Below are 13,463 nucleotides of genomic sequence, written 5' to 3'. Positions count from 1 at the left end.
TTTTCCTTATCTCGCGCCGCCGGGCCGGGACGATCAGGAACGGCCGCCCAGGCTGCCGCCGCCGTCCACGCCCAGCACCTGGCCGGTGATGAAACCGGCGTCGTCCGACAGCAGGAAGGCGATGGCCGCCGCCACTTCGGCCGGCGTGCCCAGGCGCTTCATCGGCACCGAGGCCAGCGCGCGCTTTTCGCCTTCGCTGCCCGCGGGGCGGGTGGCGCGGAACATCTCGGTTTCGATCGGGCCCGGCGCCACCGCGTTGGCGGTCACGCCGTATTCGGCCAATTCCAGCGCCCAGGTGCGGGTGCAACCCACCAGCGCGCTCTTGGCCGCCGAATAGGCGGTGCGCTCCAGGCCGCCATGGATGGCGCGGCTGCAGACGTTGACGATGCGGCCGGCGCGGCGCACCTTCATCGACTCGATGAAGGCCTGCGTCACTTGGACGGCCACGCGCACGTTCAGATCCAGCACGTTGTACAGAGTGGCCAGGTCGATCTCGCCCAGCGGCTGCGGCGAGGCGATGCCGACATTGTTGACCACGGCGTCGACCGGGAATTTCTCGCGGATCTCGCGCAGCACTTCCTCGGTGCGGCCGGCGTCGGCCAGGTCACAGGCGTACAGGTAACCTGGAAAATCGACATCGGCGGTGTTGCGGGCGATACCGACCACATGACAACCCATGTCGGACAGCCGCTGCGTAAGCGCCCAGCCGATGCCTTTGGTGGCGCCCGTGATGAGTACGCATTTGTCCTTCATGGATCGAAACCTCGTTGTTCGTTACTGGGTCGAAAACGGGCGCTTGGGCGCCCGGTTTTCAAGTAGACACCATCCGGCGTTACCTGTCTTGTAAATTGCGTAGCAATTCTTGCGTGCTGGACGCCCGCCGCCAAAGCGGGGGATCCCGCGGCAAACGGGACGCCGCCAGACATCCGACACGCCAGGGCCGGAGAAGTGCCCCGGAATGGTCAAAAAAGGATCAGGCGTCCCGGGTGACCGGCACGCGCGGCGCCAGGGCGCAAAGCAGTTCGTAGCCGATGGTGCCGGCCGCCAGGGCGACTTCGTCCACCGAGGGGCCCTCTTCGCCCCACAGCGACACCGGGGCGCCGACGCCGGCGGCCGGAATCGGGTCCAGGTCGACGATCAGCATGTCCATCGACACCCGCCCCACCAGCCGGGTGCGGATGCCGGCCACGACCACCGGGGTGCCGGTGGCGGCATGACGCGGATAGCCGTCGGCGTAACCGCAGGCGACGATGCCGACGCGCATGGCGCGGTCGGCCCGGAACAGCGCGCCGTAGCCGACCGAGTCGCCGGCCTTCAGATCCTGCACGGCGATGATCTCGGAACGCAGCGACATGGCCGGCCTGAGTCCGAACGCACCGGCCTCGGCGTCGGCGAACGGCGAGGCGCCGTACAGGCAGATGCCGGGGCGGACCCAGTGCGCCTGGGCCTCGGAGCCGACCGCGACTTCGGCAAAGCGCAGCGTGGCCGCCGAGTTGCAGACACTGACGGGGCCCGCCATCTTATGCGTCACCGAATTGAACACGGCCAGTTGCTCGGTGATGCCCTGGGGACCGTCGGCGCAGGCGAAATGGGTCATCTTGCCGATCGAACCGATCACGCCCTGCTGTTGCAGCAGTTGCGCGCGCTCGTGGGCGGCGGGGTAGGCGGCGGGGGAAAAGCCCAGCCGGTTCATGCCGCTGTTGAGCTTGAGCATGATGTCGACCCGCCGCGTCAGGCGCGCGCGCGCCAGCATGTCGAGCTGTTCGCGCTGGTGCACCGTGACGCTCAGGTGGTAGCGGTCGACGATTTCCAGGTCGGACGGATTGAAGAAGCCTTCGAGCAGCAGGATCGGCCCGCCCCAGCCGGCCTCGCGGCAACGCACGGCTTCGTCCAGGTCGAGCATGGCCAGGCCCTGCGCCTTGGAAAAACCGGCCACGGCCTGCTCGATGCCGTGGCCGTAGGCATTGGCCTTGATCACTGCCCAGATCGACGGCGCCAGGCCGCAGGCCGCGGCGGCGGTCTGGTCGAGATGGCGACGCACGGCGGCCAGGTTGTGGGCCAGGGCGGAAACGGAAACGGTGGCGGAGATTGGGCGGGGCATGGTATGAGATCCTGTGGCGCTTAAGTCTAACTGATCGGCGTGGCGGCGGCGCGGGGCGGTGGTCACGCCCGTCATCTAAAATGGGGCGGATTCCCGCTGGCACGGCAGCGCGCCGGCGGCAAGCAAAACCCGCAGGACCAGAACATGCCCATCGATCACTACGAGAATTTTCCCGTCGCCTCGCTGCTGTTGCCGCGCCGGCTGCGTGGCGCCGTGACCGATCTGTACCGGTTCGCCCGCGCCGCGGACGACATCGCCGACGAAGGCGCGGCCAGCGACGCCGAGCGCCTGGCGCGGCTGGCGGCGTTCCGCGCCGAGCTGCACCGCATCGGCGCCGAACCGGGCGCCGTGCCCGCGCCCGGCGCGCCCGAACTGGCCGGCATCTTCGTGCCCCTGGCGGCCACCATCGCCCGCCACCAACTGCCCATCACGCCGTTCTACGACCTGTTATCGGCCTTCGAGCAGGACATCAGCGTCAAGCGCTACGACGACTACGCCACGCTGGCCGATTACTGCACCCGCTCGGCCAACCCGGTGGGACGGCTGATGCTGCACCTGTTCGAGGCCGCCGATCCGGGCAACATGGAGCAGTCGGACGCCATCTGCACCGGGCTGCAACTGGTGAACTTCTGGCAGGACGTGCGGGTCGACTGGCACAAGCACCGCGTCTACCTGCCGCAGGAAGACCTGGACCGCTTCGGCGTCTCGGAAGAAGACCTGGCGGCCTGCCGCCTGACCCCGGCCTGGCGCGCGCTGATGGCGTTCCAGGTGGAGCGCACCCGCGCGCTGCTACACTTCGGCGCTCCGCTGGCGCGCCGCCTGCCGGGCCGCATCGGCCTGGAGCTGCGCCTGGTGGTGCAAGGCGGGCTGCGCGTCCTGGAGCGGATCGAGGCGAGCGGCTACGATGTATTCATGAACCGACCCGAATTGGGCGCCAAGGACTGGGCCATCATGCTCTGGCGCTCCATCAAGTAAGCGAACGGCCCTGCCAACTATGACCCCTGACGAGTACTGCCAGGAGAAAGCCGCCAAAAGCGGTTCCAGCTTCTACTATTCCTTCCTGTTCCTGCCGCCCGAGCGGCGGCGCGCCATCACGGCGCTGTACGCCTATTGCCGCGAGGTCGACGACGTGGTCGACGAATGCACCGACCCGTCGCTGGCGCGCATCAAGCTGGCCTGGTGGCGCACGCAGGTCGAGCAGATGTTCGAGGGCAAGCCCGACCATCCCGTGACCCGGGCGCTGCAACCGCACCTGCAAAGCTGTTCGATCACGCGCGAACGCCTGCTGGCGGTGGCCGACGGCATGGAAATGGATCTGGATCAGACCCGCTACCTGGATTGGCCCGGTCTGCGCAAATACTGCTGGCACGCTGCCGGTGTGGTCGGCGAACTGTCGGCCGGCATCTTCGGCTACACCGATCCGGCCACGCTGGTGTACGCCGAGAAACTCGGCCTGGCGTTCCAGATGACCAACATCATCCGCGACGTGGGCGACGATGCCCGCCGCGGCCGCATCTACATTCCGGTCAACGACATGCAGCAGTTCGAGGTCAAGGCCTCGGACATCCTGAATGGCGAGTATTCCGAGCGCTTCTCGGCCCTGATGAAATTCCAGGCCGAGCGCGCGCGCGAGCTGTACCGCGAGGCGATGCGCAGCCTGCCCGAGGCCGACCGGCGCGCGCAGCGTCCCGGCCTGATGATGGCGGCGATCTATCACGCGCTGCTCGACGAAATCGAGCGCGACAACTGGCAGGTGCTGCACCAGCGCATCTCCCTGACCCCGTTGCGCAAGCTGTGGCTGGCGTGGAAGACCTGGGTGGGCGGCGGACGCGGACTGGTCCGCCGGTTGGCACGGTGAAGGCGGCGGTCATCGGCGCGGGCTGGGCGGGCCTGGCGGCCAGCGTCGCCCTGCGCGAGGCCGGCGCCAAGGTCACCGTCTTCGAGGCCGGCCACACTCCCGGCGGCCGCGCCCGGCGCGTGTTCCACGACGGCTTCGAATCACCGCTGGACAACGGCCAGCACCTGCTGTCGGGCGCCTACACCCACACGCTGGCGCTGATGCGCCGGGTCGGCCGCAATCCCGATGCCCTGCTGATGCGCCGCCCGCTGCGGCTGGCCAGCCTGGACGGCCGCTTCCGGCTGGCGGCGCCGCGCCTGCCCGCGCCTTTGCACCTGGCGGTGGCGGTTCTGGGCGCGCGCGGCCTGTCCTGGGCCGACCGGTTCGCCATGCTGCGCCTGATGCGCGGCCTGCGCGCCATGTCCTGGACCCCGCCGCGCGAATGGACCGTGCGGCAACTGCTGCACTATCACGCGCAGTCCGACGCGCTGATCCGCCAACTCTGGGAACCGCTGTGCCTGGCGGCGCTGAATACGCCGTTGGGCAGCGCCAGCGCCGTGCTGTTCGCCCGCGTGCTGCGCGACAGCCTGGCCGGCCGCCGCGAGGACAGCGACCTGCTGCTGCCCTGCACCGACCTGTCGGCGCTGTGGCCCGACGCCGCCGCGCGCCAGGTCACCATGCGCTACGGCAGCACGGTGCGCCAGTTGCGGCCGGCGGCCGACGGCATCGACATCAACCAGGAACGCTTCGACGCCGCCGTGCTGGCGGTGCCTCCGGCGTTCGCCGCGCGCCTGCTGGACGCGCCGCTGCGGGCGGCCGGCGCCACCGGACTGCTGGACGCGCTGCGCGCCTTCGACTACCTGCCGATCGCCACGCTCAATCTGCGGCTGGCCGGCCCCTGGCGCCTGCCCGAGCCGATGATGATGCTGCGCGAGGAACCGGCCCGCGGCCATGTCGGTCAATGGCTGTTCGACCGCGCGCAACTGGCCGGCGATGCCCAGGCCGGGGAGCTGGCCGTGGTGGCGAGCGCCGCGACGACGCTGGCCGAGCGCAACCGCCAGCAGGCCATCGAGGCCCTGATCGATCAGGTGGCGGAACAGGCCGCCGGCAATCGGCAGCGGCTGCCGCCGATGCCGGAAGTCACGGCGGCGGAACTGTTCATCGAGAAACGCGCCACCTTCGCGGCGGTGCCGGGCCTGACGCGGCCCTTGAACAGCACGCCCTGGCCAACGCTGGCGCTGGCCGGCGACTGGACAGATACCGGCTATCCCGGCGTGCTGGAAGGCGCGGTGCGCAGCGGCCTGGAGGCGGCGCGGGTTCTGAACCCGCGAGCCGGCGACTGAAACACACGCGGGCGCGCCGCGCCCCGGCGCGTGCTTCAACGCAGCAGGTGAGCGGTGGCCAGCCCCAGCCCGGTCAGCAACAACGAACCGAACAGGCTGACGCCGGCATAGCCCAGCGCGCCAGCGTAGGCGCCGCGTTCGAGCATGGCGACGGTTTCGGCCGAGAAGGTCGAGAACGTGGTCAGGCCGCCCATGAAACCGGTGATGGCCGCCAGCCGCACCCAGGCGGGCCATTCAGGATGGCCCGCCACCAGCGCCAGCACCAGGCCGACCAGATAGCCCCCCGCCAGATTGACCGCCAGCGTGCCCCAGGGCCACGACTCGGTGTTGAGCCACAGGCTGACGAGCCAACGGGCCCAGGCACCGGCCATGGCGCCCAGGCCCACGGCCAGAAAGTGCAGGGGAATCAGGGTCTGGTAGGCGGACATTCACTCAGGGCGCGCGGTGTTGCTTGAGGCGGAAGGAAAAAACCAGTAGCAGTATGCCAAAGAACACGGCGTAGATGCCGATGACCCACACCAACGCCAGCGCGCCGGCGCCCGGCTGCATCACCAGCATGACGCCGAACAGAACCGATACCAGCCCCGACAGTCCCAGGAACCACTCGTTGCGGATTTGCTTGCGGAAGCGGATCGCGGCGACGATCTGGAACACACCGGCCGCCAGGGCCCAGAAGGCGATGATGTAGAGCAGGATCAGCGCCGTCAGGCCCGGCCACAGGAAGGTGACGATGCCGGCCGCCACGCCCAGCAGGCCGACGATGATCAACGCCCACAGCGGCTTGCCCTGGTCGCGGATGCGGATGCCCGCGATCAGCGCCAGCACGCCATCGGCCAGCGCGAACGCGCCCCACACCAGCACCAGCGCCGACAGGGTGATGGCCGGCATGAACATGGCCATCAGGCCGAACAGGATGGCGACGACGCCGCGCAATGCCACCCAACCCCAGTGACGACCGATCTGCTCCACGACTTGCGAGTCAAGCATGACGACCTCCGGTAACACGTTACGGGTGACTTATCTTATTTGAAATTCCCCGTGCGCGGATCATCGCGGCGCCCGGCCGGCCCCGGCGGCCCCGTCGCGCGCTACTGCAGCTTGATCTGCGCGCGCTCGATCACGGTCTTCCAGCGGTCGCGCTCGGTGCGGATCTGTTCGCCGAATTCGGCCGGGGTGTTGCCCAGCGGGAACGCGCCGGTCTCTTCCATCTTGGCGGCGGTGGCGGGGTCGCGCACCGCCTTGGCGAAGGCCTGGGCCAGCTTGTCGCGCACGTCGGCCGGCAGGCCGGCCGGGCCCACCACGCCATACCAGGCCGTGACGTCGTAGTCCTTGTAGCCCTGCTCGGCGAAGGTCGGCACGTCCGGCAGGCGCGGGTTGCGGGCCGAGCCGGTGATGGCCAGCGGGCGCAGGTGGCCGCTCTTGATGTAGGGCAGCGACGACGGGAAGTTGTCGAAGATCACCGGCACCACGCCGCCCACCGTATCGGTCAGGGCCGGCGCCGAGCCGCGGTACGAGATGCTGTTCATCTTGCCGCCCGTGATCTGCAGGAACCAGATCATGCCCAGGTCATTGACGCCGCCGGCACCGGCATTGGCGTAGCCATCCTTGCCCGGATTGGCGCGCACGTGCGAGACGAACTCCGCCAGCGTCCTGGCCGGATATTGCGGGTTGACGCTGAGGATGTTGGGGCTGGTCACCAGGTTGCTGATGGGCGTGAAGTCCTTGACCGGGTCGTAGGCCAGGTTGGGGAACAGGTGCGGCGCGGTGCCATGGGTGCTGACGGTCGCCAGCCCCACGGTGTAGCCGTCCGGCTTGGCGCGCGCGGTGGCGGCCATGCCGATGGTGCCGGAGGCGCCGGTGCGGTTTTCCACCACGATCTGCTGCCCCAGGATCTCGCCGGCCTTGGCGGCGGCCAGGCGGCCGACGATGTCGGTGGGGCCGCCGGCCGGGAACGGCACGATCAGGGTGATGGGTCGGTCGGGAAATTCGGCGTGGGCGGCTGGCAACAGGGCGGCCAGCGCCAGGGCGGCACAGGTCTTGCGGATCATGAGGGGTCTCCTGTGGGGATCGGTTCTGCTTGTTATCGGGAAAGCTTGGGCGCGCCCGCCATGCCGGCGTCGCGGCGCAGGATCCGGCCAGGGCGCTGCGCGGCGGGCGCCGCCGGGAACACCGGGCAGCCGTTGACCAGCACGTGCTCGATGCCGGCCGAGGCCAGCGTCGGCGCGTCCCAGGTGGCGCGGTCGCACACCGTGTCGGCGTCGAACACGACCACGTCGGCCCAGGCGCCCACGGCCAGCCGGCCGCGATCGGCCAGGCCGAACACGCGGGCCGGCAGCGCGGTCATCTTGGCCACTGCGGCTTCCAGCGTCAGCAGTTCGGCCTCGCGCACATAGCGGCCCAGCACGCGCGTGAAACTGCCCCACAGGCGCGGATGCGGATGGGCGTCGTTGGGCAGGCCGTCCGAGCCGACCATGCAGCACTCGTGCTGGAAGATGCGGCGCACCTCGTTCTCGTCCATGGCGAAGTAGATCGCGCCGGCCGGGCACAGGCGGCGCGCGGCCGTGACCGCGTCGCAGCCCCAGCGCGCGGCGATCTCGGCCAGCGACTGGCCGCCGCACTCGGGATGCGGGCTCGACCAGGTGATGCGGATGTCGTCGATCTGGTCGGCGCGCTCGGGAATCAGGATGGTCGAGCTGCCCGGGTAGGGATAGATGTCCAGCGCCACGTCGACGCCGGCGGCGCGCGCGCGGTCGATGTTGGCCAGGGTGGCGGCGCTCTTGCCCCAGTTGGCCGGCATCATGCATTTGTGGTGCGACAGCACCGTGGCGCAGCCGGTGCGGCGGCCGACCGCCAGCACCTCGTCGACGGCGGCCTCGACCGCGTCGCCTTCGTTGCGGATGTGGCTGGTGTGCAGCGCGCCGCGCGCCGCCGCGACCCGCGCCAGGCCGTCCAGTTCGGCCGCCTCGGCCACGCCGCCGGGCTGATACGCCAGGCCCGTGCTGAAACCCACCGCGCCGGCCGCCAGCGCCTGATCCAGCATGCGCTCCATGGCCAGCTGCTCTTGGGCGCTGGGTTGCGCGGTCGGATCGGGCATCGCGGCCAGGCGCAGGTTGGCGTGGCCCACCAGGGCGGCCACGTTGATCATCGGCCGCTGCGCCTGCAGCGCGCCGAAGTACGCGGTCATGTCCGTGAACAGCGGCGACTCGCCCAGCAGCGCCAGCGCCGCCGCGGTGTTGCCCGGCAACGGCGCCGGCGCGCCGCTGATGCCGCAGTTGCCCACCACCACCGAGGTGATGCCCTGGCTGGTCTTCCATTCCAGGCCCGGCTTTTCCACGAACATCAGGTCATCGTGGCCGTGGGTGTCGATGAATCCGGGCGCGACGATCTTGCCGCTGACATCCAGGCGCCGGCCAGCCGGCGTGGCCGACAGGTCGCCGATGGCGGTGATGCGCTCGCCCCGGATGCCGACGTCGGCGCGGCGGCGCGCGGCGCCCGTGCCGTCGATCACCCAGCCGCCTTCGATAACCAGATCCAGATTTTCCTGCATGCCACTTCCGCCTCGATGGGGCCGGGCGCTGGCGCCGGCCGCTTGGGGGCCGTCCACGAACGGCCCTGGTGCCTGATGAAGCCCCTAGTATCGTCCGCCCGATCAATCTGGAAAAATTGTTTTTATTGATCTATCTATCGTGATTTGAAATGTATCGCCTGCCCAAGCATGTCACCCTCAAGCACCTGACCGCCTTTGTCGCGGTGGCGCAGGAGTCCAGCTTCACCCACGCGGGCAAGCGCCTGTTCCAGACCCAATCGTCGGTGACCAGCCTGGTGCGCCAGCTCGAAGCGGCGCTGGCCACGCAACTGTTCTCGCGCACCAGCCGGCGCGTGCTGCTGACGGCCGCGGGCGAGGAATTCCTGCCGCGCGTGATGCGGCTGCTGGCCGATTTCGACGGCGCTATCGAGGACGTGGTGCGTTTCGGCGCGCTGGAACGCGGCCGCGTCGGCGTGGCCGCCGCGCCTTCGGCCATCACCGAGCTGATCGCGCCGGCGGCGGCCGTTTTCGCGGCGCAGTATCCCGCCATCCGCCTGTACCTGAGCGACGACAACTCGGGCCGCATCCAGCGCAAAGTGGCCGCGCGCGACGTCGATTTTGGCCTGACCAGCCGCTGGGCCGACGCGCCCGGTCTGCAATTCGACGCGTTGCTGCAGGACCGCTTCGGCGTGCTGTACCGGCGCGACGACACCGGCCTGCGGCCGGGCCGCGACGGCACCATGCGCTGGTCCGACCTGGCGGACCGCAAACTGGTGGGGGTGGTGGATGAGACCGGCATCATGGCGCTGCTGCGGGCCCGCGCGGACCTGCCGATCGAGGCCGCCGCGCCGTTCTACGAGGCGTCCAGCACCACCTCGCAGGCGGCCTTGGTGAAGGCTGGCATGGGCGTGGCGCTGCTGCCCGCGCTGGCGGCGCAGCGGGTGCGGGAACCCGGCCTGGCCTATGCGCTGCTGGCGCGACCGACGGTCGTGCGCACCCTGTGCATCATCCGCCACAAGGAGCATGCGCTGAGCCCGGCGGCCGAAGCGCTGATCCGCGCCATCCGCGACTACCTGCGCGGCGCGGCGCTGCCGGCCGGCTGCAAACTGGCGGCCGGCGCCACGCGCGGGCGGGCCTGACACGGATCGTCCGGCCCGCCGCCACGCCCGCAAGCGGCTGACGTCGCGCCGTGACGACAGGCGCCGCTCAGGCGCGCAGCTTCTCGTCCAGCGCGGCCAGGCCGGCGGCGAACACGCCCTGCCCCACGGCGGCCGCCACCGCTTGCAGGTCGGCGCCGTCCTCGACGCGGAAATCGGCCCACCATTCGACCAGCGTGGCGCCGTTCTCGGTGATGGCGCGCAGCGTCACGCCGGCAACGTAGTCGCGCATCGGCAGGTCGGTCTCGATGATCGAATAGCGCAGCGCGGTGCCCGGATCGTCCAGCATCAGCAACTGCTCGCGCACGAAGCCCGAGGGCTTGAGTGACAGGTAGCGCACCGAGCCGACCGCATCGTGGCGGCCGCCCTCTTCCAGGCGGCTTTGGGCGATGCCGGGATGCCATCCGGCCAGGCCGTTGAAATCACGAAACAGCGGCCAGACCTTGGCCAGCGGCGCCTGGACGATGGCGCTGGTGTAGACGGTATGCGGCATGCGGACTCTCTCTCAGAAGGTCAGTTGCTTGAACGCGCGGGTGGCGGCGGTCAGCGCCTGTTCGGTGGGCAGGCGCTCCATCGAGCTGGCGCCGTAGAACCCATGGCAATGGCGGCAATGGCGCAGGATGTGGGCGGCGTCCTCGGGCGTGGCGATGGGGCCGCCGTGGCACAGCACGATCACGTCGGGACGCACGGCCAGCGCGGCCGCCGCGATGCGGTCGATGGCGGCAACGCAGTCATCCAGCGTCAGCGCGGTCTCGGCGCCGATCGAGCCGCCGGTGGTCAGGCCCATGTGCGCGACGATGATGTCGGCGCCCGCCCGCGTCATGGCGACGGCGTCGTCCTCGTTGAACACGTAGGGCGTCGTCAGCATGCCTTTCTCGTGCGCCAGGCGGATCATGTCCACCTCCAGTGCGTAGCCCATGCCGGTCTCTTCCAGATTGGCGCGGAAGGTGCCGTCGATCAGGCCCACGGTGGGAAAGTTCTGCACGCCGGCAAAGCCCTGGCGCTTCAGGTCGTCCAGGAACAGGTCGAAGTCGCAGAACGGATCGGTGCCGTTGACGCCGGCCAGCACCGGCGTGCGCTTGACCACCGGCAGCACTTCGCGGCCCATGTCGACCACGATCTCGTTGGCGTTGCCGTAGGCCAGCAGGCCGGCCAGCGAGCCGCGCCCGGCCATGCGGTAGCGGCCCGAGTTGTAGATCACGATCAGGTCGATGCCGCCGGCTTCCTCGCACTTGGCCGACAGTCCGGTCCCGGCGCCGCCGCCCACGATGGGAGTGCGGTCGCGCACCATGGCGCGGAATTTTTCCAGCAATTGGTTACGGTCAAAGCGCGGCATGGCGGCAATCCTCAGTGTGTGGCGATGGCGAGAAACTGTTCGACCGCGGTGCGGGCGAACAGCGGATCGTTGATGTGGCACGGCACGCGCACCAGGCGCCGGTCGGCGGTCTGCTGCAGGCGCGATTCCAGCGCCTCGAACAGCGCGGCGTCGGCCTGCGGGTCCCAGAACGCCTGGCCTGGCGCGTCCAGCGCGGACACGCCGCCCTCGGGAATCAGGAAGCGCACCGGGCCGTCGCAGCGGTTCAGCCGCTCGGCGATCCACTCGCCCTGGCGGCGGTTTTCTTCCACGGTGGTGCGCATCAGCGTCACCTGCGGGTTGTGCGGATAGAAGGTGCGGCCCTGGTAGCGCTCGGGCACCGACTCCATGGCGCCGAAATTGACCATATCGAGCGCGCCGCACGAACCCACGTAAGGCGCGCGGGTGCGCGCCACGGCGCCAAAGCGGTCCTCGGTGCACGCCAGCACGCCGCCGAACAGGAGGTCGCAGACCTCGGTGGTGGTCAGGTCCAGCACGCCGGACAGCAGGTGGCTGTCGAGCAGCTTTTCCATCGACTGCCCGCCTGTGCCGGTGGCGTGGAACACCAGGCAGTCATAGCGCGCTTCGAGCAGCGGCGTGACCTGCTGCACGCAGGCGGTGGTGACGCCGAACATGGTGATGCCGACGGCCGGACGGCTGTCGTCGCCCGCCACGCTGGCGGCTTGGCGGAAGGCGCCGCCGATGGCGCCGGCGGCGTTGGCCAGCACCCGGCGCGAGATGCGGTTCAGGCCGGCCACGTCGGTCACCGAATACATCATGGCGATGTCAGACGGCCCCACGTAGGGCGCGACGTTGCCCGACGCCATGGTCGAGACCATCAGCTTGGGCACGCCAATCGGCAGCGCACGCATGGCCGGCGTGATCAACGCCGTGCCGCCGGAACCGCCCAGGCCCAGCAAGGCGCCGATATCGGGGTTGGCGGCGGCATAGCGCTCGAACGCCAGCGCCATGGCCGCGATGGCGCTGCCGCGGTCGCCGGTGAACACGGCCCGCTCGCCCTGCGGATGGCAGCGAGCCACGTCGCGCGCCTGCACTTGCGCGGCGCTGGCCGCGCCGGTGGTGGACACGTCCACTGAAACCACGTCCAGGCCTTCGCGCTTGAGCAGCGCGACCACGTACTCAGCCTCGTGGCCCTTGGTGTCGTAGGTGGCGGCCACGAAGACCCGCCGATTCGAATGCGTCATGACTCCTCCGCGGGCGGCTACACTCGGTGCGCGCCTCGATATGTGTCCGGGGCGCCTGGCCCTGTAAAATCAAGAAATGAGACGAAAGAATCATACTGAGACACCCATCTCAGGTCAAACCCAGACTGCCGCCCGCCAGCCGCCGGCCGCGTCCGCGCGTCTGATCGCGCCCGCCAGCCGCCAGGCCGCCGCCAGCGGCGAACCGCCGCACGGGCCGCGCGCGCGCATGCGCAAGATCCTGCTCGATACCGCGCAGCGCCTGATGGCGCAGGGCATCACGCCATCGGTGGCCGAGCTGGCCGGACATGCCCAGGTGTCGCGCGCCACCGCCTACCGCTACTTCCCGAGCCAGAGCGCGCTGATTGCCGCCGTGGTCGACGAGAGCCTGGGCCCGATCCTGGCATGGAACTCGGCCGCGCCCGATGCCGCCACCCGCGTCGACGAGTTGCTGCGCTTCGCCTATCCGCGCCTGGAAGCGCACGAGGCGCCGCTACGCGCCGCCATCCAGGTTTCGTTGCAGCAGCATGCCGAGGCCAGCGCGGGCCGCGCCGGCAACGAGCCACGGCTGGTGCGCGGCCATCGCGTCGACATCCTCAAGCGCGCCATCGCGCCGCTGGCGGATACGCTGCCGCCGGCGCGGCAGGAACGCGTGGCGCAGGCGCTGTCCCTGGTCTATGGCACCGAGGTGTTCCTGGTGCTCAAGGACATCTGGGGGCTGGCATTGCCCGAAGTCACCGAGGTCGCGCGCTGGACCGCCCAGGCCATCATCCGTCAGGCGCTGGCCGACGCCGCGGCGGCCGCCACGCCGCCGGACGGCAAACGCTGAGATCCGCTCGACCCGGGAAGCGCCAGGGCCGCCGCCCGCGCACGGCCACGGCCACGCGGGCAAAGCAAAAGCCCCGCAAGCAACTGCCTGCGGGGCTTTTTCACGCCAGCGCCC

The 13,463-nt window shown here is 70.0% G+C and carries 14 protein-coding genes; 5 read left to right on the top strand and 9 right to left on the bottom strand.

Going from position 1 to position 13,463, the window contains the following annotated elements; translation table 11 throughout:
* Window positions 1–33: 33 nt before the first annotated feature.
* Both ACN6O8_RS05685 and alr read right to left on the bottom strand, forming a co-directional pair.
* Entirely contained in the window at window positions 34–753 is a 720-nt protein-coding gene (locus ACN6O8_RS05685) for an SDR family oxidoreductase (RefSeq protein WP_427990083.1), read from the bottom strand.
* Between the two features lie 220 nt (window positions 754–973).
* Window positions 974–2,101, bottom strand: coding sequence for an alanine racemase (gene alr / locus ACN6O8_RS05680; RefSeq protein WP_427990082.1), 1,128 nt, complete (start codon window positions 2,099–2,101; stop codon window positions 974–976).
* A 144-nt stretch (window positions 2,102–2,245) separates the two neighbouring features.
* Between alr and hpnC the strand changes: the two genes are divergently transcribed.
* The 3 genes from hpnC to hpnE are packed head-to-tail and all read left to right on the top strand — an operon-like array spanning window position 2,246 to window position 5,281.
* A complete protein-coding gene (gene hpnC, locus ACN6O8_RS05675) occupies window positions 2,246–3,076 on the top strand; it encodes a squalene synthase HpnC (protein WP_427990081.1) in 831 nt (276 codons plus the stop codon).
* A 19-nt stretch (window positions 3,077–3,095) separates the two neighbouring features.
* Window positions 3,096–3,959 (top strand): presqualene diphosphate synthase HpnD, encoded by an 864-nt coding sequence (gene hpnD, locus ACN6O8_RS05670; protein ID WP_427990080.1) that lies wholly within the window; start codon window positions 3,096–3,098, stop codon window positions 3,957–3,959.
* Window positions 3,956–5,281 carry a hydroxysqualene dehydroxylase HpnE gene (gene hpnE, locus ACN6O8_RS05665; protein ID WP_427990079.1) on the top strand — a complete coding sequence of 442 codons (1,326 nt, stop codon included), beginning with the start codon at window positions 3,956–3,958 and terminating at the stop codon, window positions 5,279–5,281. The genes hpnD and hpnE overlap by 4 nt, the downstream gene beginning before the upstream one ends.
* 35 nt (window positions 5,282–5,316) lie before the next feature.
* Here the strand turns inward: hpnE and crcB are convergent, their stop codons facing one another.
* From crcB to ACN6O8_RS05645, 4 genes are all read right to left on the bottom strand, one after another.
* On the bottom strand, window positions 5,317–5,709 hold the full coding sequence (gene crcB, locus ACN6O8_RS05660; RefSeq protein WP_427990078.1) for a fluoride efflux transporter CrcB: 393 nt from the start codon (window positions 5,707–5,709) through the stop codon (window positions 5,317–5,319).
* A 4-nt stretch (window positions 5,710–5,713) separates the two neighbouring features.
* The gene (locus ACN6O8_RS05655; protein ID WP_427990077.1) at window positions 5,714–6,268 is read right to left on the bottom strand and encodes an HdeD family acid-resistance protein; all 555 of its coding nucleotides are present in this window, start codon (window positions 6,266–6,268) and stop codon (window positions 5,714–5,716) included.
* A gap of 101 nt (window positions 6,269–6,369) precedes the next feature.
* Window positions 6,370–7,329 (bottom strand): tripartite tricarboxylate transporter substrate binding protein BugE, encoded by a 960-nt coding sequence (locus ACN6O8_RS05650; protein WP_427990076.1) that lies wholly within the window; start codon window positions 7,327–7,329, stop codon window positions 6,370–6,372.
* 32 nt (window positions 7,330–7,361) lie between these two features.
* Window positions 7,362–8,828: an N-acyl-D-glutamate deacylase gene (locus ACN6O8_RS05645; protein ID WP_427990075.1), complete on the bottom strand. Its 1,467-nt coding sequence runs from the start codon at window positions 8,826–8,828 to the stop codon at window positions 7,362–7,364.
* Between the two features lie 149 nt (window positions 8,829–8,977).
* On the opposite strand from ACN6O8_RS05645, the gene ACN6O8_RS05640 reads away from it, so the two are divergent.
* Complete coding sequence (locus ACN6O8_RS05640; RefSeq protein WP_427990074.1) at window positions 8,978–9,946, top strand: LysR family transcriptional regulator; 969 nt, start codon at window positions 8,978–8,980, stop codon at window positions 9,944–9,946.
* Window positions 9,947–10,013: 67 nt separating this feature from the next.
* Here the strand turns inward: ACN6O8_RS05640 and ACN6O8_RS05635 are convergent, their stop codons facing one another.
* Genes ACN6O8_RS05635 through ACN6O8_RS05625 form a run of 3 tightly spaced genes read right to left on the bottom strand, consistent with a single transcriptional unit; the run spans window position 10,014 to window position 12,523 of the window.
* Window positions 10,014–10,457 (bottom strand): SRPBCC family protein, encoded by a 444-nt coding sequence (locus tag ACN6O8_RS05635; protein ID WP_427990073.1) that lies wholly within the window; start codon window positions 10,455–10,457, stop codon window positions 10,014–10,016.
* Window positions 10,458–10,469: 12 nt separating this feature from the next.
* Entirely contained in the window at window positions 10,470–11,300 is an 831-nt protein-coding gene (locus tag ACN6O8_RS05630) for a phosphoenolpyruvate hydrolase family protein (RefSeq protein WP_427990072.1), read from the bottom strand.
* An 11-nt stretch (window positions 11,301–11,311) separates the two neighbouring features.
* Window positions 11,312–12,523 (bottom strand): Tm-1-like ATP-binding domain-containing protein, encoded by a 1,212-nt coding sequence (locus tag ACN6O8_RS05625; RefSeq protein WP_427990071.1) that lies wholly within the window; start codon window positions 12,521–12,523, stop codon window positions 11,312–11,314.
* Window positions 12,524–12,749: 226 nt separating this feature from the next.
* On the opposite strand from ACN6O8_RS05625, the gene ACN6O8_RS05620 reads away from it, so the two are divergent.
* Window positions 12,750–13,349 carry a TetR/AcrR family transcriptional regulator gene (locus ACN6O8_RS05620; protein ID WP_427990070.1) on the top strand — a complete coding sequence of 200 codons (600 nt, stop codon included), beginning with the start codon at window positions 12,750–12,752 and terminating at the stop codon, window positions 13,347–13,349.
* Window positions 13,350–13,463 lie beyond the last annotated feature (114 nt).

The organism is Achromobacter sp. (genome assembly GCF_050285565.1).
Lineage (GTDB): Bacteria > Pseudomonadota > Gammaproteobacteria > Burkholderiales > Burkholderiaceae_B > Achromobacter.
The sequence above is the reverse complement of the archived record's forward strand: the minus strand, read 5'-3'. Positions and strand labels throughout refer to the sequence as shown.